This is a genomic window from Microbacterium sp. 13-71-7, from assembly GCF_002257455.1.
GTDB lineage: Bacteria > Actinomycetota > Actinomycetes > Actinomycetales > Microbacteriaceae > Microbacterium.
Window position 1 is genome coordinate 1 of sequence record NZ_NCKN01000047.1, and the last position, 20,758, is coordinate 20,758.

Annotated in this window: 20 protein-coding genes; 9 read left to right on the top strand and 11 right to left on the bottom strand. The window is 70.8% G+C overall.

All coding sequences use genetic code 11. From position 1 onward, the window contains the following. Positions 1-645: DNA gyrase subunit A (locus B7X32_RS06710; protein ID WP_292717841.1), on the bottom strand; the 645-nt coding region annotated here is incomplete at its 3' end. An 81-nt stretch (positions 646-726) separates the two neighbouring features. Between B7X32_RS06710 and B7X32_RS06715 the strand changes: the two genes are divergently transcribed. Beyond that, on the top strand, positions 727-1,854 hold the full coding sequence (locus B7X32_RS06715) for a nucleotide pyrophosphatase/phosphodiesterase family protein (RefSeq protein ID WP_292717843.1): 1,128 nt from the start codon (positions 727-729) through the stop codon (positions 1,852-1,854). 54 nt (positions 1,855-1,908) lie between these two features. Here the strand turns inward: B7X32_RS06715 and sepH are convergent, their stop codons facing one another. Then, a complete protein-coding gene (gene sepH, locus B7X32_RS06720) occupies positions 1,909-2,973 on the bottom strand; it encodes a septation protein SepH (RefSeq protein WP_292717845.1) in 1,065 nt (354 codons plus the stop codon). 197 nt (positions 2,974-3,170) lie between these two features. Here sepH and B7X32_RS06725 point away from each other — a divergent pair, with 197 nt between their 5' ends. After that, entirely contained in the window at positions 3,171-3,464 is a 294-nt protein-coding gene (locus B7X32_RS06725) for a DUF4193 domain-containing protein (protein ID WP_292717846.1), read from the top strand. A 139-nt stretch (positions 3,465-3,603) separates the two neighbouring features. Here B7X32_RS06725 and B7X32_RS06730 read toward each other — a convergent pair whose 3' ends face one another. Further along, on the bottom strand, positions 3,604-4,101 hold the full coding sequence (locus tag B7X32_RS06730) for a DUF3093 domain-containing protein (RefSeq protein ID WP_292717847.1): 498 nt from the start codon (positions 4,099-4,101) through the stop codon (positions 3,604-3,606). Between the two features lie 12 nt (positions 4,102-4,113). On the opposite strand from B7X32_RS06730, the gene dut reads away from it, so the two are divergent. The 4 genes from dut (at position 4,114) to acnA (ending at position 8,942) form a co-directional block, all read left to right on the top strand. Continuing rightward, positions 4,114-4,569 (top strand): dUTP diphosphatase, encoded by a 456-nt coding sequence (dut, locus tag B7X32_RS06735; protein ID WP_292717848.1) that lies wholly within the window; start codon positions 4,114-4,116, stop codon positions 4,567-4,569. Further along, positions 4,566-5,174 carry a DUF3710 domain-containing protein gene (locus B7X32_RS06740; protein ID WP_292717850.1) on the top strand — a complete coding sequence of 203 codons (609 nt, stop codon included), beginning with the start codon at positions 4,566-4,568 and terminating at the stop codon, positions 5,172-5,174. The genes dut and B7X32_RS06740 overlap by 4 nt, the downstream gene beginning before the upstream one ends. An 83-nt stretch (positions 5,175-5,257) precedes the next feature. Further along, positions 5,258-5,947: a DUF3159 domain-containing protein gene (locus tag B7X32_RS06745; RefSeq protein WP_292717872.1), complete on the top strand. Its 690-nt coding sequence runs from the start codon at positions 5,258-5,260 to the stop codon at positions 5,945-5,947. Between the two features lie 175 nt (positions 5,948-6,122). Beyond that, a complete protein-coding gene (gene acnA / locus B7X32_RS06750) occupies positions 6,123-8,942 on the top strand; it encodes an aconitate hydratase AcnA (protein WP_292717852.1) in 2,820 nt (939 codons plus the stop codon). A 152-nt stretch (positions 8,943-9,094) separates the two neighbouring features. Here the strand turns inward: acnA and B7X32_RS06755 are convergent, their stop codons facing one another. From B7X32_RS06755 to B7X32_RS06770, 4 genes are all read right to left on the bottom strand, one after another. Next, positions 9,095-10,390, bottom strand: coding sequence for a serine hydrolase domain-containing protein (locus tag B7X32_RS06755; RefSeq protein WP_292717854.1), 1,296 nt, complete (start codon positions 10,388-10,390; stop codon positions 9,095-9,097). A 233-nt stretch (positions 10,391-10,623) separates the two neighbouring features. Continuing rightward, entirely contained in the window at positions 10,624-10,752 is a 129-nt protein-coding gene (locus B7X32_RS06760; protein ID WP_292717856.1) for a hypothetical protein, read from the bottom strand. Positions 10,753-10,766: 14 nt separating this feature from the next. Beyond that, on the bottom strand, positions 10,767-11,312 hold the full coding sequence (locus B7X32_RS06765) for a hypothetical protein (RefSeq protein ID WP_292717858.1): 546 nt from the start codon (positions 11,310-11,312) through the stop codon (positions 10,767-10,769). A 48-nt stretch (positions 11,313-11,360) separates the two neighbouring features. Next, entirely contained in the window at positions 11,361-12,575 is a 1,215-nt protein-coding gene (locus B7X32_RS06770; protein ID WP_292717860.1) for an MFS transporter, read from the bottom strand. An 85-nt stretch (positions 12,576-12,660) separates the two neighbouring features. On the opposite strand from B7X32_RS06770, the gene B7X32_RS06775 reads away from it, so the two are divergent. Next, a complete protein-coding gene (locus B7X32_RS06775; RefSeq protein ID WP_292717862.1) occupies positions 12,661-13,113 on the top strand; it encodes a helix-turn-helix domain-containing protein in 453 nt (150 codons plus the stop codon). 28 nt (positions 13,114-13,141) lie between these two features. Here the strand turns inward: B7X32_RS06775 and B7X32_RS06780 are convergent, their stop codons facing one another. Then, a complete protein-coding gene (locus B7X32_RS06780) occupies positions 13,142-14,302 on the bottom strand; it encodes a citrate synthase (protein ID WP_292717863.1) in 1,161 nt (386 codons plus the stop codon). Between the two features lie 131 nt (positions 14,303-14,433). Here B7X32_RS06780 and B7X32_RS06785 point away from each other — a divergent pair, with 131 nt between their 5' ends. Both B7X32_RS06785 and dxs read left to right on the top strand, forming a co-directional pair. Next, positions 14,434-15,738, top strand: coding sequence for a citrate synthase (locus tag B7X32_RS06785; RefSeq protein ID WP_292717864.1), 1,305 nt, complete (start codon positions 14,434-14,436; stop codon positions 15,736-15,738). Positions 15,739-15,799: 61 nt separating this feature from the next. Then, a complete protein-coding gene (gene dxs, locus B7X32_RS06790; protein WP_292717865.1) occupies positions 15,800-17,782 on the top strand; it encodes a 1-deoxy-D-xylulose-5-phosphate synthase in 1,983 nt (660 codons plus the stop codon). Between the two features lie 127 nt (positions 17,783-17,909). Here the strand turns inward: dxs and B7X32_RS06795 are convergent, their stop codons facing one another. From B7X32_RS06795 to B7X32_RS06805, 3 genes are all read right to left on the bottom strand, one after another. Then, positions 17,910-18,602, bottom strand: a complete 693-nt coding sequence (locus B7X32_RS06795) for a TetR/AcrR family transcriptional regulator (RefSeq protein WP_292717867.1) — start codon at positions 18,600-18,602, stop codon at positions 17,910-17,912. A 66-nt stretch (positions 18,603-18,668) separates the two neighbouring features. Beyond that, positions 18,669-20,195 (bottom strand): glycerol-3-phosphate dehydrogenase/oxidase, encoded by a 1,527-nt coding sequence (locus B7X32_RS06800; protein ID WP_292717869.1) that lies wholly within the window; start codon positions 20,193-20,195, stop codon positions 18,669-18,671. Then, positions 20,192-20,758 carry a TetR/AcrR family transcriptional regulator gene (locus B7X32_RS06805; RefSeq protein ID WP_292717871.1) on the bottom strand — a complete coding sequence of 189 codons (567 nt, stop codon included), beginning with the start codon at positions 20,756-20,758 and terminating at the stop codon, positions 20,192-20,194. The genes B7X32_RS06800 and B7X32_RS06805 overlap by 4 nt, the downstream gene beginning before the upstream one ends.

The window sequence follows — 20,758 nt, forward strand, 5'->3', positions numbered from 1 at the left end:
CATGAGCTCCTCGGTCGTCGCCTCGGGGTGCTCGAGCAGGTGGATGGCCGCCGCGACGACCTCGATGAGGTTGTGCGGCGCCATGTTGGTCGCCATGCCGACGGCGATCCCGCTCGCGCCGTTGACGAGCAGGTTCGGGAACGCGGCGGGCAGCACGGAGGGCTGCTGGAACTGGCCGTCGTAGTTGGGGACGAAGTCGACCACGTCCTCGTCCAGGCTCTCCGTGAGTGCGAGCGAGGACGGGGCGAGACGCGCCTCCGTGTAACGGGAGGCGGCGGGGCCGTCGTCGAGGGAGCCGAAGTTGCCGTGCCCGTCGACGAGGGGCAGGCGCAGCGCGAACGGCTGCGCCAGGCGCACCAGGGCGTCGTAGATCGCGGAGTCGCCATGCGGGTGCAGCTTGCCCATGACGTCGCCGACGACGCGCGCGCTCTTGACGTGGCCGCGATCCGGGCGCAGACCCATCTCCGCCATCTGGAAGAGGATCCGGCGCTGGACGGGCTTGAGGCCGTCGCGCGCATCGGGGAGGGCGCGAGAGTAGATGACCGAGTACGCGTACTCCAGGAAGGATCCCTGCATCTCGCTCGAGAGATCGATGTCCTGGATGCGCTCTTCGATCGGCTCGGGCGGCGTGGTCGTGCGGGGCATGGGCTTCCTGCGGGTCTCGGGCGGCGGCGGAGCGGTTCTCGACGCCGGAGCCGTGCCGGGCTCTGTGGGAGACTGGCTCGGATGACCCTCATGCTACCGGCGATCCCGCCGTCGTCCCGGAGCATCACCGGGGTGGCGCACGACCTGTTCGGCGCCCTGGACGGTCGTGACGGCGCGCTGCCGTCCGTGCGGTCGGTCGTGCTCGTGGTCATGGACGGCCTCGGCGCGATCCCGTTGCGGGGCCACGCGGGTCACGCCAGGCGGCTGACCGGCGCCATGGCGAAGAAGGACGTGCTCTCCAGCGTGTTCCCGTCCACGACGGCGGCCGCGCTCACGAGCCTGCTCACCGGGGTGGATCCCGGCAGGCACGGGCTGGTCGGCTACGAGGTGAGGGATCCGCGCACCGGCGTGCTCGTGAACCAGCTCTCCGGCTGGGAGAAGGCGCGCGTGGATCCGACCGACTGGCAGCGCACGCCCACCGTGTTCGAGAGCGCGGCAGGGGCGGGACGGCCGGCGTTCGCCGTGGGACTCGCCGAGTACGCCGGCAGCGGCTTCTCCGCCGCGACCCTGCGCGGCGCCGCATTCCGCTCCGCGCGCACGGCGGCGGAGCGCGTCGCGCTGGCCCTGAGCCTCGCCGAGGAGCACGAGGGCTCACTCGTGTACTGCTACCTCCCCGAGGCTGACAAGGCGGGGCACAAGCACGGCATGGCGTCCGCGGAGTGGGTCCACGCGCTCGAAGAGCTGGATGCGGCGATCCCGGCGCAGATCCCGGACGGCGTGGGAGTGCTCGTCACCGCCGACCACGGCATGGTCGACGTCCCGCGCACCCGGCATCTCATCCTCGACGAGCGCAGCGGCCTCCACGACGGCGTCGCAGCGATCGCGGGGGAGCCGCGCATGCTGCACGTGTACCTGGAGGACCCCGCCCGCACCGACGAGATCGCGGCGGCGTGGGTCGTGGGCGTCGAGGGAGCCGCGGATGTGCTCACGAGAGCACAGGCCGTCGAGGGCGGACTGTTCGGATCCGCGCCCACTGCGGAGGCGCAGGAGCGGATCGGTGACCTCGTCGTGCCGGCGCGCGGACTGTGGGCGCTGTACGACGGCACCGCGGAGGATCAGCGCTCGCAGGGCATGATCGGCCAGCACGGCTCGCTCACCCCGGAGGAGCTGCGGGTGCCGCTGCTCCGGTTCGGCGCGTTCGCCCGCTGACGCACGGCGCCGAGCGCGACGCGGGGGAGCGCGGCGGACTGCCCCGACGGCGGGTCAGTCGTCGCTGCGCGCCCCGAACACGATCTCGTCCCAGGACGGCATCTCGCGACGGCGGCGGCGCGGACCGGAGTCGGCGTCGATCGACACGGGCGCGGGCGACTCCTCGGGCTCGGGATCGGGCTCGTAGCCCGGTTCCAGAGCCTCGAACAGTGCGAGCGGGCGAGTCTCCTCGGGCTCCTCCTCGACGGAGGGGCGCGCTTCGCGCTGACCACGGCGGCGGCGCAGGGCCTCCAGCAGATCGGCGGTGTCCGACGGCGTCGACGGAGCGAAGGACGCGCTGCGCGTGGCCGCCTCCTGGGCGTTCGACGAGGTCTGCGGGTGGCGTGCGGACCTCGGCTCAGGGGCCTCGGCCACGCCGTCGTCCTCCGCGGCAGCGGGGGCGGCGGGGGCCGGCACGAGGCGTGGCCCGAACGCTCCGGAGTCGAAGCGCGTCTCGTCCTTGTACGGCGACGAGCGGTCCTTGTCGAGCGCGCGGAGGCGGGGGATCAGTCCCTCGGGCAGCGCGCCCTGACGGGACAGCTGCGTGGCGTCGGCGTTGAGCGGCGCAAGCGCGCTGCGGCGAGGATCGAAGCTCCATCGCGCGTCGTGCTCGACGTCGTTCGCGCGGAACTCGAGCTTGATCACCCAGCCCGAGTCCTCCTTCCAGCTCGCCCAGCGCTCGTCGGCGGCGGCGAGCTCTGCGAGCTTGGCGCGGATCGCCACGCCGAAGGTCGGCTGCGCATCCGGTTCGACCTCGCTGCCGATCAGGACGGGCACAGCGAGGGCCTGACCGACGATGTGCTCGCGCTCGGCGAGCACGGGGCTCTCGAAGCGCTGCACCGCCTCGAGGGCGACGCCGAGCAGCTCGGCGACCTCGGATGCGGACATCCCGGCGCGGATGTGCGCCTGGATCTCGCGAGGGCTCGCGGCCAGCGGCGGCGCCTTCTCCTCGCGGCCCGCCTTGGCCCGGCGCAGTTCCGCGCGCAGCACCTCGTCGATCGGGAGGGCGAATCGCTCTCCCGCCTCGGTGGCGAGGACGAGGACGTCGTCTTCCGCGCCGACGATCGTGACGTGTTCCATGGCTTCAGCCCCTCAGAATGAGTGTCGGTTCATGGTGTCATGCATGGCGCGCACGGCCGGGAATATCGCGGGCGTGCCGCCAGTTCTGATGCGCAGAGAGAGTGGCATTTGCGATTTGGACGCATGTCATGCAAACTATGGGCCGCCGAACACCCCCGGCACCCGCCACTCGCAGGATGAAAGTGGAGATCCACCCCATGGCAACCGATTACGACGCCCCGCGCAAGAGCGAAGACGAGAGCGAGTCGATCGAGGCTCTCAAGGAGCGCGTCCCCGACAAGCTGTCGGGCTCGATCGACGTCGAGGACTCGGACAACCCCGGCGGATTCGACCTCCCGGGAGCCGACCTCTCCGACGTCGAGCTCGACGTCGTGGTGCTGCCCCCGCAGGAGGACGAGTTCACCTGTGTCAGCTGCTTCCTCGTGAAGCACCGTTCGCAGCTCGACCACGAGGACAAGACAGGCCCGATCTGCAAGGAATGCGCGGCCTGATTCCTCTTCGCTGCTCGCGCCCGGACCGTTTCGGTTCCGGGCGCGTTCTGCGTTCTGCGGCGTCCGCCGTCGGCGAACGGGGATCCGGATCCGTCGGCGGACGCAGATCGGGGACGGCGCGAGCGCCGTCGGTGCCGGTTCAGGCCGTCGAGTTCGCCGAGGCGCGGGCCGCGTCGATCGCGGCGGCCAGCCGGTCCGGCGTGCGGGAGGAGATCGTCCAGCTCGGCGCGGGGTCCGCGGGGTCCGTGTTGGGCACGACGACCACGCCGTCGATGCCGCCGCGGATGAGATGCCAGCCGCGGGCCGGGAGACCGGGGCCGCGCGCCTGACGTGCCTCCTCGCCGGTGCGGATCTCGGGCTCGCCCAGCCAGGAGGCGTCGATCCAGGCGCGGCCGGCGCGCAGCACGTTCTGCTCGACCCTGATGCTCGGCGAGCCTGCGATCATCAGAGCGATGATCGCGAGCGTCGCGACGACGCCGATGACGAGCGCGATCCCGGATCCGGCCGGCACGAAGACGAGGGTCAGCATGGGACCGCCGAGGGCCGCGGCGAGGAACAGCCACAGACTCGGCGCGAGACGTTCGCGGTAGCGGACGGCCGCGGAGGCGGCCCCTGCTTCGCGTGCTGCGTTCTGCATTAGCCTCTTTCCGTGACCGATTCCGTGGACGTTCCCATTATCGCGCCCCAGCTTCCCGTCTACGCCCACCCGGGCGACGCCGGGGCCGACCTCGTCTCGACCGAGGCCCTGCGTCTCGAGCCCGGGCAGCGCGCGCTCGTGGGCACCGGCGTGCGCATCGCCCTCCCCGAGGGGTTCGCGGCCTTCGTGGTGCCGCGCAGCGGCCTCGCCGCGAAGCACGGCATCACCGTGGTCAACGCCCCGGGCACCGTCGATGCGGGCTATCGCGGAGAGATCAAGGTGAGCCTGCTGAACACGGACAGCAATGCGGCGTACGATGTCGCGGTCGGTGATCGGATCGCCCAGCTGATCGTCATGCCCGTCACCCGAGCCCGGTTCATCCCGGTCGACGCGCTGGACGAGTCGGTGCGCGGAGCAGGCGGATTCGGATCCACCGGCTATCAGACCCAGAGCCAGGAGAACGCATGAGTGACGACACCACGTCCGGGATCGAGCCCGCGGACGACGCCCAGCAGGCGCCCGTCCGCGACCGCGCGGTCGACGGCCCGTTCGACGAGAGCGAGGCCAACCCGGTCCGTCCCTACATCGACCTCGGCGCCATCAAGATCCTCCCGCGCGAGGGGCTGAACCTGCGCCTCGAGGTGGAGGAGCAGACGCAGCGCATCGTGGCCGTGGGCCTCGACTACGCCGATTCGACCCTGCAGGTGCAGCCCTTCGCGGCGCCGCGGACGAGCGGCCTCTGGGACGAGACCCGCGCGCAGATCCAGGAGCAGATCGCCCAGCAGGGCGGCACCGTCACCGAGCGCGAGGGCGCGCTCGGATCCGAGCTCCTGGCCGAGATCCCCGCGGTCGCCGGAGACACCGCCGTCACGCGCCTCGCCCGGTTCGTGGGCGTCGACGGCCCGCGCTGGTTCCTGCGCGGTGTGATCGGCGGAGCCGCGGCGTCCGACGAGTCCGCGGCCGCGGCCGTCGAGGATCTGTTCCGCTCGATCGTCGTGGTCCGCGGTGGAGCGCCCATGCCTCCGCGCGACCTCATCCCGCTGCGTATGCCCGCAGCGCCCGGCACGGCGTGAGCACGTCGCGGCCGGAGGAGCCGGAGCGCACCTCCGACGGCGCGCCCGCGGAGCAGTACGCACCGCCTCCGGCGCCCGACGCCGTGCAGAGCCTAGGAGCGGCGCTCGGCGGGGCCGCACAGCGCCTGGGCATCGACCCGAACTCCGGTGCGAGCACCGGTCATGTCGTGTGGAGCGCGATGGGCGGGTGGCGCGGAGTCTTCGAATCCGTCCTGCCCAGCGCCGCTTTCCTCGTCATCTACACGCTGCGACCGGATCCGCTCTGGGTCTCGCTGGTCGTGTCGGTCGGGCTCGCCGCGGTCTTCTCGGTGATCCGCCTGCTGCAGCGCTCGCCCGCCGCCTCGGCGCTCGGCGGACTCGTCGCGGTCGCCGTCGCCGCGGGTCTCGCCCTGTGGACGGGGCGCGGCCAGGACAACTTCGTCCCCGGCTTCTTCACCAACGCCGCCTACGGCACGGTCCTGCTCGTCTCGGCGCTCGTCGGATGGGCGCTCATCGGTCTCGCCGCGGGGTTCCTCATGGGCGACGTGCGGGGCTGGCGGACCGACAAGCGCAAGCGTCGCGCCTTCTTCTGGATCACGATCGCCTGGGCCGCGCTCTTCTATGCGCGACTGGGCGTCCAGCTGCCGCTGTACTTCTCCGGGAACGTGCAGGCGCTCGGCACTCTGAAGCTCGTCATGGGGCTGCCGCTGTTCGCGCCGATGGTCGCGGTCACGTGGTTGCTGGTGCGCGCGCTGTACCCGCCGAAGCAGGACGCCGACACGCGCCAGGAGTGAGTCCGCGCTTCGTTCGTCATGCTAGATTTATCTTGACGTCAAGATAAATCGACACCTTTCGCTCGCCTGTCCGCGAGGGCAGACTGGTAAGGCCCGCCTTGCTAGCCGCGCGGGGGAGCGGGCGAGCAAGATGGAGTCGCCTGTCGCTTCCATCCGAACAGAAGGAGACGGATCCGTGTCCACGGTGAACAGCTTCGGTGCCAAGAGCACCCTGACGGTCGGCAGCACCGACTACGAGATCTTCCGGATCGACACGGTCGAAGGTTTCGAGAAGCTCCCGTTCAGCCTCAAGGTCCTCCTGGAGAACCTGCTTCGCACCGAGGACGGCGCGAACGTGACGAAGGCTCAGATCGAGGCTCTCGGCTCCTGGGACCCGGCGGCGCAGCCCGACACGGAGATCCAGTTCACGCCGGCGCGCGTCGTCATGCAGGACTTCACCGGCGTGCCCTGCATCGTCGACCTCGCCACCATGCGCGAGGCCGTGACGGCGCTCGGCGGCGACCCGAGCAAGATCAACCCGCTCTCCCCGGCCGAGATGGTCATCGACCACTCCGTGATCGCCGACCTGTTCGGCCGCCCCGACGCGATCGAGCGCAACGTCGAGATCGAGTACGAGCGCAACGGCGAGCGCTACCAGTTCCTGCGCTGGGGTCAGACCGCCTTCGACGACTTCAAGGTCGTCCCGCCGGGAACCGGCATCGTGCACCAGGTCAACATCGAGCACCTCGCGAAGGTCATCTACGACCGCTCCGTCGACGGTGTGCTGCGCGCCTACCCCGACACCTGCGTCGGCACCGACTCGCACACCACCATGGTCAACGGCCTTGGCGTGCTGGGCTGGGGCGTCGGCGGCATCGAGGCCGAGGCCGCGATGCTCGGCCAGCCCGTGTCGATGCTCATCCCGCGCGTCGTCGGCTTCAAGCTGACCGGCGAGATCCCCGCCGGCGTCACCGCGACCGATGTCGTGCTGACGATCACCGACATGCTGCGCAAGCACGGCGTGGTCGGCAAGTTCGTCGAGTTCTACGGCGCCGGGGTGGCCTCCGTGCCGCTCGCCAACCGCGCCACGATCGGCAACATGTCGCCGGAGTTCGGCTCGACCGCCGCGATCTTCCCGATCGACGACGTGACGCTCGACTACCTGCGCCTGACCGGTCGCGACGAGCAGGCCGTGGCCCTCGTCGAGGCGTACGCGAAGGAGCAGAAGCTCTGGCACGACGCCGCGAACGAGCCCAGCTTCAGCGAATACCTCGAGCTCGACCTCTCGACGGTCGTCCCCTCGATCGCCGGCCCGAAGCGCCCGCAGGACCGCATCCTGCTGTCCGAGTCGAAGGCGCAGTTCGAGAAGGACATCCTGAGCTACGCGACCGGCCCGATCGACGTCGCGGACTCCGGATCCTTCCCGGCGTCGGATCCTGGATCCGTCCCCGGCGAGGAGGTCGAGACCAACGAGATCCCGACGCTCTCCTCCGGTTCCCCGAAGGCCGCCTCCAAGCCGGTCAAGGTGAAGACCCCGGACGGGCAGAAGTACATCCTCGACAACGGCGCGGTCACGCTCGCGGCGATCACCTCGTGCACCAACACGTCCAACCCGTCGGTCATGATCGCCGCCGGCCTTCTGGCCCGCAACGCCCTCGCCAAGGGGCTGAAGCAGAAGCCGTGGGTCAAGACCACGCTCGGCCCGGGTTCCAAGGTCGTCACCGACTACTACGAGAAGTCCGGCCTCGACAAGGACCTCGAGGGCCTCGGCTTCTACACGGTCGGCTACGGGTGCACGATCTGCATCGGAAACTCCGGTCCGCTGATCGACGAGGTGTCCGCCGCGATCAACGAGCACGACCTCGCCGTCACGGCCGTCCTCTCCGGCAACCGCAACTTCGAGGGCCGGATCAGCCCCGACGTGAAGATGAACTACCTCGCCAGCCCGCCGCTGGTCGTGGCCTACGCCCTGGCCGGGTCGATGAACTTCGACTTCGAGACGCAGGCGCTCGGCACCGACCCCGAGGGCAACGACGTGTTCCTCAAGGACGTCTGGCCCGACCCGACCGAGGTGCAGCAGATCATCGACACCTCGATCTCGCGCGACCAGTTCATCAAGCAGTACGCCACCGTGTTCGACGGCGACGAGCGCTGGACGAGCCTGCCCACCCCGACCGGCCCGATCTTCGAGTGGGACGCCGACTCGACCTACGTGCGCAAGGCGCCGTACTTCGACGGCATGGAGGCGACTCCGGCCCCGGTCACGAACATCACCGGCGCCCGCGTGCTGGCGACGCTCGGCGACTCGGTCACCACCGACCACATCTCGCCGGCCGGCAACATCAAGGCGGGCACGCCTGCGGCCCAGTACCTCACCGAGCACGGCGTCGCGCAGAAGGACTTCAACTCCTTCGGCTCGCGTCGCGGCAACCACGAGGTGATGATCCGCGGTACGTTCGCGAACATCCGCCTGAAGAACGCTCTGGTCAAGGCCGTCAACGACGGTCAGCAGATCGAGGGCGGCTTCACGCGCGACTTCACCCAGCCCGGCGGTCCGCAGGCGTACATCTTCGACGCCTCGATGAACTACCAGGAGCAGGGCACCCCGCTGGTGATCTTCGGCGGCAAGGAGTACGGATCCGGATCCTCCCGCGACTGGGCGGCGAAGGGCACCAACCTCCTCGGCGTCAAGGCGGTCATCACCGAGAGCTTCGAGCGGATCCACCGCTCGAACCTGATCGGCATGGGCGTCGTCCCGCTGCAGTTCCCCGCGGGCGAGTCGTGGGAGTCCCTCGGCCTCGACGGCACCGAGATCGTCTCGATCGAGGGTCTGGAGGAGCTGAACAACGGCACCACCCCGAAGACGGTCAAGGTCACCGCGACCCCGAGCGAGTTCTCGCCCGAGGGCAAGCAGCCCATCGAGTTCGACGCGGTCGTCCGCATCGACACCCCCGGTGAGGCCGACTACTACCGCAACGGCGGCATCCTGCAGTACGTGCTGCGCTCGCTGGTCTGATCCACGCGCACGAGTCGGGGCCGGTTCCTTAGGGAGCCGGCCCCTTTCGCGTCCCCCGCGACACCTGCACGATCTCGCCACACTTGCAGGGGCTGAGCGCGGAATCCATCGTGCAAACGTGGCACGATCCTGCAGACGTCGCGAGGATCGGGTCAGTTCTTCTTGGCGGGCAGGGCCGGTGGCGGATCGTCCGGGGCGAGCTCCGTCGCGATCAGTCGGAACAAGCGGTCGCTCGCGTTGTCGTAGACGCCGTCCGCGTCGAAGGCGCCGGGCAGGAAGGTGGTGGCGACCGCGACGGCGATCTTCTTCGAGGGCAGATACGCCTCCGTCGCGCTGTAGCCGCTGAGCAGCGGGTTCTGCAGCTGCCAGGATCCGGATCGGACCACCCCGAGTCCGTAGTTGTAGCCTTCCACCTGGGTGAAACAGGATCCGGCGCAGACGGGCAGCGGTGTCCCGAAGCCGATGAGCTTCGAGTCGGTCATCTCATGGAGGCTCTTCGAGGACAGCAGCTTGCCGGTGCCGACGGCGACGGCCGTCGTCGCCATGTCCGTGATCGTCGTCGTCTCCGCCGCACCGATCGGCGTCCCCCAGGCGGGGTTCCAGAAGGTCGACTCCTCCGTGAACGGCATCGACGGAGGGATGCCCAGGGCCACGCGGCGTTCCGAGCTGTAGGCGTGCAGCACCGGTTCCGGCACCGTCGCGGTGCTGTAGGCCGCGGTCTGCGTCAGGCCCATCGGCCCGAGGACCTTCTTCTGGAGCAGCTGGTCGAGCGGGGCGCCGCCGATCATGGAGAGGATGTGACCGAGGATCATGAAGTTCGTGTGCGCGTAGCTCCAGTTGGTGCCCGGCTCGAACTGCAGGGGGCGATTGAACGCGTCCTTCAACCGCTCCTCGAACGTGAACTCATGGAACGGGTCGGCGTTGTACGCGGCGGTCCACTCCGGATCCGTCTCGAAGTCCGGATAGCCCGTGGTCTGGTTCGTCAACATCCGCAGCGTGACCTTGTTCGCCTCGGGCAGGCTGGGCATCCACTTGTCGACGGTGTCGTCGAGCGTGATCCTGCCCTCGTCGACGTACTCGAGGAGCAGGGTGGAGACGTACTCGAACGCGACTGCGCCGTTGCGGAAATGCATGTCGGTCGTGGCGGGGATACCCGTCATCGAGTCCCCATACGCCTGCATCGCCACGACCTTGCCACCGACCGTGACACGGACGATCACCGCCTTGAGGCTGTCGGCCTTCATGGCGTCGCGGACGATCGCGTCGATGCGTTCGTTCGACACGGTCGGAGGCGGGGCCGATCCGTTCGCCGCGGGAGCGGCAGGGCTCGCGGGCCGCCAGATGATCCAGCTGATGGCCACGACGAGCGCGATGACAGCGACGGCCGCGACGACCAGCGCCGTTCTCCGCCCGGGTGCGGTGCGAGTTGCCGGTGTCTGCGCGTTCACGTTCGTCCTCTCGGATCCAGAATCGCGGAATGCCCAAGCGCACCGGCGGACGGCTCGGGACCGCCTGTCCTACGGTGCACGGGAACGATCGCTCGCGTCCTCATGCTCGCTTGTCGCTGAGCATAGACCTGCGGTCGTTCCGCGATCAACGCACTCGTGCGAGCCTGACAAAGGAGGTGGTCGGCGCCGGAACGCACCGCTCGGCCTTTGAAGAACCGCTGAGGCGCGCCCTCTCAGCGAGACGCATCGCGGACGGACGCGTCGACCATCGCATCTGCCGTCTCGGCTTGGAACTGCAGACGCCATGCCGTTCCGACCGTGCAGATCAACAGGAAGGATGTGGTGCCGTCGAGGATCTCCACACCCAGGAGATGAATCAGCGGCGAGAGGAGGGTTGCGAAGACCAGCGGAAGCCCCCATCGAGGGAGGCCGCCGCGCGCACGGGCACGAGAACGAGACCCGTGAGCGTGGCGGCGCCGACACTGCGGATGCTCCATTCAATGACGTTTTCCCACGATTCGATGTCCGACGCTGCGATCCCTTTTCCGAACGGCGGGAACCGGAGGAGGGCGAGGAGCGCGTCGGTGACGAAGAGCGCACAGGCGGCAACTGCGCCCGCGATCGTCGCCCACGCCCAGCTCTTTCCCGGTCCGCTCCGCGCCTGTGCTCCGACGAGCACGATCGAACCCACACCGACGGCGAGGAGGACGACCAGTCGAATGGAGGTGGCAACGCCGAACATGGCGATCAACGGATTCCCGAGCCCGCCGATCCCCGCCATCCTCGGTGTCAGGGACGCGGATGCGACGCCGATGATGAAGGCGAGGAGGAGCCCGGCGGCGACAGCGAACGGCGAGATTTCGAGCATACGAGCCGCGCGCAAGGCCGCGCGCGAGGGAGGCTCGAGATCTGTGTGCGGCACCGCAAACCCCCCCTGGACATCGCCGCCATGCTAGCCGAGTGTGCGCCCTCAGCGTTCTTCCGTCGTCGTGGCGAGGGGAGCTGACCTGTCAGCGCGAATGCCGTCCCGCGCGACCGTGCGCCGGCTGAGCGTCCACGTGAGCAGCCCGCCGAGCGCGAAGACGGCGCCGAGGGCGGCGGATCCTGTCCACCCCGAGACCGAGTAGAGCGTCGTGGTGGCGGTCGCGCCGAGGGCGGAGCCCAGCGAGTAGAAGATCATGTAGCCGCCGATGACGCTGCTGGTCCGGTGCGGATGCGCCGCGGTGAGAAGGCTCTGGTTGCTGACGTGCGCGGCCTGGACCGCGAAGTCCAGCACGATGACGCCAACGATCACCAGGAGCAGCGACCAGGGCGCCTGTGCGGAAGCGATCCACGACGCGGCGAGCAGAGCGAGCGCGATGCCGGTCACCAGATCGGCTCGACCGGCATCCGCCCATCGGCCCGCGCGCGTCGCGCCCAGGGCTCCGACGAGTCCGGCGACGCCGAACGCGCCGATCTGGGATGCGGTCAGCTGCCAAGGCGCGGCGGACAGGGGCAGCGCGAGTCCGCTCCACAGGGTGCCGAACGAGGCGAAGAGGAAGAAGGCGATCAGCCCGCGGGAGAGGAACAGCGGATCGCGGAACAGCCTCCCGAGCGAGGCCAGCACGTCGTGGTACGTCTTCCGGTGCCGGCGATGGTCCGCCGGCAGCATCGTCACCACGAACAGCGAGAGTGCCAGGAGCAGGAGCGTGAGCCCGACATAGACGCTTCGCCAGCCCCACACATCGGCGAGAACAGCGGCGAGCACCCGCGCGCCGAGTATTCCGAGGATGACGCCGGAGGTGACGGACCCGAGCGTGCGACCGCGCTCCGCAGGGGTCGAGAGGTCGGCGGCGAACGCCACGGTCGTCTGGACGACGACGGCGAACAGGCCCGTGACCGCGAGACCGATGAGCAGCATCCAGGGCGTGCGGGAGAATGCCGCCACCAGCATGCCGGCGGCGGCGAGGAGCAGCTGCACCCCGATGAGGCGGCGTCGATCCCACATGTCCCCGAGGGGGACGAGGACGGCCAGGCCGACCACGTAGCCGACCTGGCCCGCCGCCACGATCCCGCCGAGGTCGGACTCCGGCACGCCGAGATCTCGTCCGATCTCGCCGAGGACCGGCTGCGCCACGTAGATCGTCGCGACGGCGACCGCGCAGACCATGGCGAGCAGGATCCTCCGTCCGAACGTGATGCGCACATGCTCTCCAATCAGTAGTCAATTGCAACTGTTCGGAGGTTACGGCAGAATGGTTTCGATCAGCAACTCATGAGGAGGCGCGATGATGTCTGACGCACCCGTCGACGACGTGACCTGGACCGACCCCACCTGTCCGGTCGCGCGCACGCTCGACATCGTCGGAGACCGATGGAGCCTGCTCATCGTCCGTGACGCGATGGACGGCGCACGCTCGTTCACCGACTTCCAGCGGCGCACCGGGGTCGCCCGCAACATCCTCACCGACCGGCTCCGTCGCCTCGTCGATCGCGGGATCCTCCGGCGGGAGCCCGCGGCATCCGGACGCCGCCAGGTCTACGTGCTCACCGACGTCGGCCGCGACCTCTTCGTCGTCGTCGTGGCGATGCGCCAGTGGGGTGAGCGGCACATGTTCGCCCCGGGGGAGGCGCATTCCGTGCTCGTGGATGAGAGCGGCCGGCCGCTCGCTCCGCTGCGCGCCGTCGACGCGGACGGCGACGGCGTCGACGTCGACTCGACCACCGTCCTCCGGCGCGCCTGATCGGCGCCGATCCTCGGAGCATCCGACCTCAGGCGGACGCCCCGACGTAGCGGGACGAGGGGCGGAGGATCTTGCCGTCCTGCACCTGCTCGAGGGCGTGAGCGCCCCAGCCGATCAGGCGGGCCGAGGCGAACGTCGGCGTGAACAGCTCCCGGGGGATCCCGCACGCCTCCATGACGACCGCGGCGTACAGCTCGACGTTGGTGCGCAGGGCCCGGCCGGGCTTGAGCTCGTCCAGGACGCGCAGCACGGTCTGCTCCACCGTCACAGCCAGGTCCACGCGTTCCGATGCCATTCCGTCGGCGCGCAGCTGCTGTGCGACGCCGCGCAGCAGCCGGGATCGGGGATCCTCGGTGCGATAGACCGCGTGCCCGAAGCCCATGATCCGCCCGCCGTTCCGGACGCGCTCCCGCACCCAGGCCTCGGCGTGCTCGGGGGCGCCGATCTCGTCCAGCATGTCCAGCGTGCGCGCGGGCGCGCCGCCGTGCAGCGGACCCGACAGTGCGCCGAGCGCGCCGCCGACGCACGAGGCGAGGTCGGCGCCGGTCGATGCGATCACCCGCGCCGTGAACGTCGACGCGTTGAAGCCGTGATCGATCGCCGCCGTGAGGTAGGTGGCGAGGGCGGTGGCGAGCCGCGCGTCGGGCGCGGCGCCCGTCAGCATGTGCAGGTAGTCGGAGACGGGATCGAGACCGGCGTCCGGCGCGATCGGATCCTTCCCCTGGCTCCACCGGTGCAGCGCCGCGACCAGCGAGGGCGCGACGGCGGCGAGACGGATCGCGTCCTGGATCCGCTCCTCGTCCGTCTCGTCATAGAGCGCGCGTCGTCCGTCGGCCGCCGCGACGAGGGCGAGCCCGGTGCGCAGCTGCGCCATGGGATCGAGCCCCGTCGCCGCGATCGCCGACAGCGGGCCGTGCAGGCTCTCGGGGATCCCACGCGCGGCGGACGTGCGGGCGCGGAAGGCTGCGGCGCCGGTGTCGTCCTGGGGCAGCGCGCCGAGTGCGACCAGGCTCCAGGCGTCCTCGAATCGCGCCGCGGCGGCCAGCTCCACGCCGGAGACGCCCCGGTAGTGGAAGAACCCCTGCTCGCCGCGCACGTCCCCGATCGCGGTCTCCGCGACGACGACGTTCGTGAGCCCGCGCGGCACGTCGATGAGATGCGTGTCGTTGCGGTCGATGGTGATGGCCATGTCGGCTCCTCTCAGGCGAGTCGCGGGTGGCGGCTCTGTTCTGCTCAGAGTCGCGATGCGGCCCTTCGCCCACGATGCATAATGGATCCGGATATCGTCAATGTTGATCGAATCAATGAAGGGAGCCGAGGATGGAGGCGCTCACGGCGGCGCAGACCGCGGCGCGCCTCGGCGTGCGGACCGAGACGCTCTACGCCTATGTCTCCCGCGGGTTGATCGAGCGGGAGCGCGGAGCGCACGGCTCCCTGTTCGACCTCCTCGAGGTCGAGCGCTTCGCCCGTTCCCGCCGGCGGGTGACTTCGCCGTCGCACGGTGCGGCCCGTGCGGCCGGCGCAGACGGGAGCCCGCTCGCGGTGATCGACACCGACATCGCACTCATCGAGGACGGCGAACTCTGGATCCGCGGGGTGCCGATCGACGAGCTGGTCGCGGGGGAGGGTGAGGCTCCGAGGTTCGACGCCGTCGTGCGCTGGCTCTTCGCGCGCACTGACGTGCCGCAGCGGGACGCCCTTCCGCTGGAGGGGCCGGGGAATGACGCGGCGGGCCGCGTGCTCGCAGCGCTGCCGCCCGGGGCCGGGGCGTTCAGCCGGCTGCTCGCGGCGGTCGCTGCTCTCGCGGCGGACGATCCGGAGCGCTACGACCTCCGCACCGAGACGGTGGCCCGGATCGCGACCCGTCTCGTCGCCGGGCTCGTGGATGCGCTTCCGCTGCATGGCACGGAGAACGGCAGGATCGACGGAGCGTCGTCGGGGGCCGGCGTGCCTGTCGCCGCTCGTCTCTGGCCCCGTCTCACCGCGCTGCCCCCGACGCCTGACCGCGTGCGGGTGCTGGACGCCGCGCTCGTCCTCCTCGTCGACCATGACATGGCCGCGTCGACCCTCGCCGCACGTGCCGCGGCGTCGGCGCGTGCGCATCCCTACGCCGTCGTGGCGGCCGGGTTCGGCGCGCTCGACTCCGCCCTGCACGGTGCGGTGAGCGCCGCGGTGCACGCCCTCCTGCGGCAGGTGCAGGACGGTGCGGATCCTGCGGCGGCGGTGGCGACCGCGACGCGTCTGGGCGGCGCGGGGATCCCCGGCTTCGGGCAACTGCTGTACCCGGAAGGCGACCCACGGGCGCGGCTGCTGCTGCGTCTGATGCGGGAGACGGCGGATCCGCGAGGCGAGGCGGCCCTTCGGCTGGCAGAGCGGGTCACCGCCGTCGTCCACGCCAGGACCGGTCTTCATCCCACCGTCGATCTGGCGCTGGCCGTGATGGCGCTGGCCTGGGAGATGCCCGCCGACGCGGGGGAGACCGTGTTCGCGGTCGCGCGCTCCGCGGGCTGGTGCGCGCACGCGCAGGACGAGTACGGGCGCGCCCCGCTGCGGCTGCGGCCGATCGGCCACTACGTCGGCCCGGATGCGGCGGATCTCCAGCGGCCCGGGAGCATTGCTCGGTAGGCTGGATCGGTGCTGCGGGCTCCGGCTCGCCGCTCACTATTGGCTTCAGGAGGCAGACACGGTGGCGATCCTTCCCGGTATCTCCGGTCCCCGCGACCTCGATCGGCTGACCCCCGAACAGCTCGCCGAGCTGGCCGCGGAGGTCCGATCGTTCCTGATCGAGAACGTCGCGCGCACCGGCGGGCACCTGGGACCGAATCTCGGGGTCGTGGAGCTCACGATCGCGCTGCACCGGGTGTTCTCCTCGCCGGACGACCCGATCATCTTCGACACCGGGCATCAGTCCTACGTGCACAAGCTGCTCACCGGGCGCCAGGACTTCTCCGCGCTGCGTTCACGCGGGGGACTGGCCGGCTACCCGCAGCGTTCGGAGAGCCCGCACGACGTCGTCGAGTCCTCGCACGCCTCGAGCTCGCTGAGCTGGGCGGACGGGATCTCCCGGGCGTTCACGGCGACGGGCAGGGAGGATCGCCATGTCGTCGCGGTCGTCGGCGACGGCGCGCTCACCGGCGGCATGACCTGGGAGGCGCTCAACAACATCTCCGACGACAACGAGCGCAACCTCGTGATCGTCGTCAACGACAACGGCCGTTCCTATGCGCCCACGATCGGCGGCATGGCGCGGTACATGAACCGCGTGCGGACGGCGGGCGTGTACCGCGACCTGCATCGCAAGTCCGATCGCTTCTTCCGCGCCTTCGGACCCGTCGGCCGCGCGTTCTACCGAGGCGTCCGCGGCGGCACGCACGGCTTCCTGTCCCGCTTCTCGAACAACGAGGAGCTGTACTCCAACCTCGACATCAAGTACCTGGGCCCGGTCGACGGGCACGACATCCCGTCGCTCATGGAGGCGCTGCAGCTCGCGAAGGATTACGGCGCGCCGGTCATCGTGCATGTCATCACCGAGAAGGGGCGCGGCTACCAGCCCGCCCTCGATGACGAGGCCGACCAGTTCCACGCCGTGAACAAGATCGACCCGAAGACCGGAACGCCCCTCGCCGCGAGCGGCACGGGGTGGACCGACGTGTTCGCCGACGCGCTCGTCGACCTCGGCGCGCGCAGGCCCGAGGTCATCGCGATGACCGCGGCGATGCTGCGCCCCACAGGGCTCGCCCCGTTCGCGGAGCGCTTCCCCGACCGCGTCTACGACGTGGGCATCGCGGAGCAGCATGCGGTGACCGCGGCTGCCGGACTCGCCTACGGCGGTCTGCACCCGGTGGTCGCGCTGTATGCGACGTTCATGGGCCGCGCGTTCGATCAGGTGCTGATGGACGTGGGGCTGCACCGTGCCGGGGTGACGTTCGTGCTGGACCGCGCGGGCGTCACCGGCCCCGACGGGCCGAGCCACCACGGCCTGTGGGACCTCTCCATGCTCCAGATCGTGCCGGGGATCCGCATCGCGGCGCCCCGTGACGCCGAGCGCCTCCGCGAGGAGCTGGAGGAGGCCGTCGCCGTCGATGACGCGCCCACCGTGCTCCGTTATCCGAAGGGCGCCGTGGCCCCGGAGCTCCCGGCGATCGAGCGTCTGCACGACGGTGTGGACGTGCTGTCCCGCGGCGAAGGCGAAGACGTGCTGCTCATCGGGATCGGGCCGTTCGCGGCCCTCGCCCTCGATGTGGCGGAGCGGCTAAAGGCGCAGGGGATCGGCGCGACCGTGATCGACCCGCGCTGGGTGATCCCGGTGCAGGCCTCGGTCGTCGAGCTCGCCGCCCGCCACCGTCTCGTCATCACACTCGAAGACGGCATCCGCGTGGGCGGCGTCGGCACCCGCGTGCGGCAGGTGCTCCGCGAAGCCGGCATCGACACCGCGGTGGACGAGCTGGGTTTGCCGGACGAGTACCTCGACCACGCGAGCCGCGAGCAGATCCTCGAGGATGCCGGGCTCACCGCCGGAAAGATCGCGCAGGACGTGGTTGCTCAGGTGCTCGGCACCCGTGTCCCGATCGCCCGCCCCACCGGCGAGGTGCCCCTGCACACGGGGACGGTCGAGATCGTGACGGGCGTCCGTGCCGAGCACGGCGCCGAGGAGCGCCGGCGGCGCTGAGCGCGAGCTCGGATCGGAGCCGCCCCATCGAGCGCCCGGGCTCCGAGCCCGTCATGCGGCGATCGGCGGGAACTTCGACGCGCCAGGGGCTACTGGGGCGTCCGCGCTGAAACGGCCTGATGCTCGCTCACGGCTGCACGTCCGCGATCTGGTCGAGGAGGTCGCGGGTGACGCCGCGCACACCGGGGACCCGCAGGAACGGGAGTGCGACGGCGAACAGCCTGAGACCGGTGTCGAGGAGCCGGGCGGTCTTCGCCTGGTCGGGTGACTCGTCGTAGGTCCACCGGAGGATCAGCGCGAGGTACATCGGGAAGATCGCGGCGGGCAGGCGCTCCGCGATGTCCTCCGGCACGCGATGCGACGCCCCCTCGACGACCTCGCGGAGCAGGCCGATCGTCATCTCCCTCGCGGGGGACGACTCCACGGAGAGCGGGTTGATCGGCGAGTCGGGGGAGACCATCGCGCTGAGGAAGCCCGGTGCGACCGCGCGATACGCACCGACCGTGTCCAGCCCGGTCTCGAAGAACACCCGCAGCCGGTCCACGAGGCCGGTGGTCTCCGCCAGGCGCGAACGCGCGGCGGCCCCGTGCTCCCGCTGCTGCTGGTCGTAGAGCTCCTGGACCAGGTGCTCCTTGGAGGGGAAGTAGTAATAGGCGTTCCCGACGGAGACGCCGGCCTCCTTGGCGATCAGTCGGATCGTGGTGTCCGGATAGCCGCGCTCCACGAACGAGGCCATGGCGGCGGCGCGGATCCGCGCCCTCGTCGCCTCGGCCTTCGGGGTGAGTGGCTTCGCCGTGGCCTCCGACTCTGAACTGAACATGTTCAAAGACTAGTGCCAGGAAGGTTCTCCGTCCACCGGGACGTCAGCGCAGACGTCGAGCTCGGCTCAGTCGGGATCCGCGCGCGTCTCTGCGACGAGCTGTGCGACCGCGGCCTGGGCGTGCAGGCGGTCGTCGTCCACGAGCCCGATCCGCGTGCGCCGGTCCAGGACATCGTCGGCGGTTAGCGCGCCCTCCGCCCGCACCGCGAACTCGACCTCGGCGCGCGTCACGTCGATGCCGTCCGCGATGGGTTCGCGCGGATCCGCGCAGCGGGCGCGGGCGAGGACGAGCCCCGCCTCGGCGCCGTACCGCCAGTCCAGGTCGCTCGTGGGCCGGTGCGGGGAGGCGAGCGCACCGACCAGGGGCAGGGCGGCGGTGCGGCACGGCGCCGCGGGCAGGCTCGCGAGCGCGACGGCCCGATCCACCGCGTCCTCCGCCATGCGGCGATACGTGGTGAGCTTGCCCCCCAGCACGTTCACGAAGCCGCCCTCGGAGACGGCCACGAGGTGGCGGCGGGAGATGTCCGCGGTGGAGGTGCCGCCCGTGTCGACGAGCGGGCGGAGCCCGGCGTACGCGCCGCGCACCTGGTCGCGGCGGATCGGGGTGCGAAGCGCGCGGTTGAGAACCTCGAGGAGGAACGCGATCTCCGGCTCCGTCGGGGCCGCGACCGAGGGGACGGGGCCCGGCGCATCCTCGTCGGTGAGGCCCACCACGACCCGGCCGAGCTGCTGCGGCAGTGCGAAGACGAACCGGCTGATGGATCCGGGATGCGGGACGGTGAGCGCCGCGGCGGGGTCGCCGAGAGCGGCGGCGTCGAGCACGAGGTGCGTGCCGCGACTCGGCCTCATGCGGATGGCGTCGTCGAGCGCACCGGCCCAGACGCCGGTGGCGTTCACGACGGCACGGGCGCGGATGTCGAACAGCTCGCCGGTGAGGGCGTCCTCGACGGATGCCCCATCGTGACGCAGTCCGAGTGCGCGCACCCGGGTGAGGATCCGCGCGCCGAACGCGGCGGCGGTCCGGGCGACGGCGATCACCAGCCGCGCATCGTCGACGAGCTGCCCGTCGGCGGCGAGCACCGCGCCGCGCAGGCGGTCGGTCCGCAGGGACGGGGTCAGCCGGGCGGCGGTGCGAGCGCTGACGATCCGAGGCGCGGGCAGCACCGCGTGCGGCGTCCCGGCCCGCAGTCGCAGCAGATCCCCGAGGGCGAAGCCCACGGCACCGGTAGCGCGCTGGGCCATGGTGACGGCGGGGGAGAAGGGGAGCAGCTGCGCCATCGGACGGATCAGGTGCGGCGCGATGCGGGTCATCAGCAGGTGGCGCTCGATCGCGCTCTCTCGGGCGGTGGCGACGTCACCGGTCGCGAGGTAGCGTAGCCCCCCGTGCACGAGCTTCGAGCTGAAGCGGCTCGTGCCGTACGCGAGGTCCTCCGCCTCGACGAGGACGACCGACAGTCCGCGGCTCGCGGCGTCCAGGGCCACGCCGGTGCCGGTGATCCCACCGCCCACCACGAGCAGATCGACGCGCTCCGCCGCCGACCGCAGGAGTTCCTGCTCCCGCCGGGCCGCTGTCAGCCGCGAGGATCCCCTCATGGCCGCAGCAGGCCCTCGACGGCGGCGCGAAGTTCGCGTTCTAAGGACGGCTCGTCGATGAGCTCGCTCACCGTCCCGTGCGAGAGCAGCGCGGACTGCGCGACGAGCAGCAGCATCACGGCCATCGCCTGCGGGTCGTCGCCGCGCACGGAGCCGTCGTGCTGGGCGGCGCGGATCGCGACGGCGAGCCACGCGAGGATCGCGCGCTGACTGGATCCGACCCGCTCCAGGGTGTAGCGGGTGAACGCCTCCGGCTCCTCGGTCAGCAGGTGGCGGTAGACGTCGTCCGCGCGGAACAGTGCGGCGAAGCGCAGGACGTCGTCGACGATCGCCGTGCGCGTCGTCGCCGGGGCGGGGAACTCGTCGAGGATGACGGCGACGCGGCGCAGGAGGGCGGCGCGGACCACGTCGTCCGCGTCGGACCAGCTCCGGTAGACGGTCGGGCGGCTCACGCCTGCGCGCCGGGCGAGCTCGGCGATCGTCATGCCGCGCACGCCGCGGGTCGCGACGAGGGCGTCCGCAGCATCCAGGACCCTGGTCTGCGTCGCATCCCAGGTCGGCAG

Coding starts and splice junctions, on each gene's coding strand:
- B7X32_RS06715 (WP_292717843.1), top strand. CDS start 727: ATGACCCTCATGCTACCGGCGATCCCGCCGTCGTCCCGGAGCATCACC.
- B7X32_RS06775 (WP_292717862.1), top strand. CDS start 12,661: ATGTCTGACGCACCCGTCGACGACGTGACCTGGACCGACCCCACCTGT.
- B7X32_RS06725 (WP_292717846.1), top strand. CDS start 3,171: ATGGCAACCGATTACGACGCCCCGCGCAAGAGCGAAGACGAGAGCGAG.
- B7X32_RS06785 (WP_292717864.1), top strand. CDS start 14,434: ATGGAGGCGCTCACGGCGGCGCAGACCGCGGCGCGCCTCGGCGTGCGG.
- B7X32_RS06740 (WP_292717850.1), top strand. CDS start 4,566: ATGAGTGACGACACCACGTCCGGGATCGAGCCCGCGGACGACGCCCAG.
- B7X32_RS06800 (WP_292717869.1), bottom strand. CDS start 20,195: ATGAGGGGATCCTCGCGGCTGACAGCGGCCCGGCGGGAGCAGGAACTC.
- sepH (WP_292717845.1), bottom strand. CDS start 2,973: ATGGAACACGTCACGATCGTCGGCGCGGAAGACGACGTCCTCGTCCTC.
- B7X32_RS06795 (WP_292717867.1), bottom strand. CDS start 18,602: ATGTTCAGTTCAGAGTCGGAGGCCACGGCGAAGCCACTCACCCCGAAG.
- B7X32_RS06730 (WP_292717847.1), bottom strand. CDS start 4,101: ATGCAGAACGCAGCACGCGAAGCAGGGGCCGCCTCCGCGGCCGTCCGC.
- B7X32_RS06780 (WP_292717863.1), bottom strand. CDS start 14,302: ATGGCCATCACCATCGACCGCAACGACACGCATCTCATCGACGTGCCG.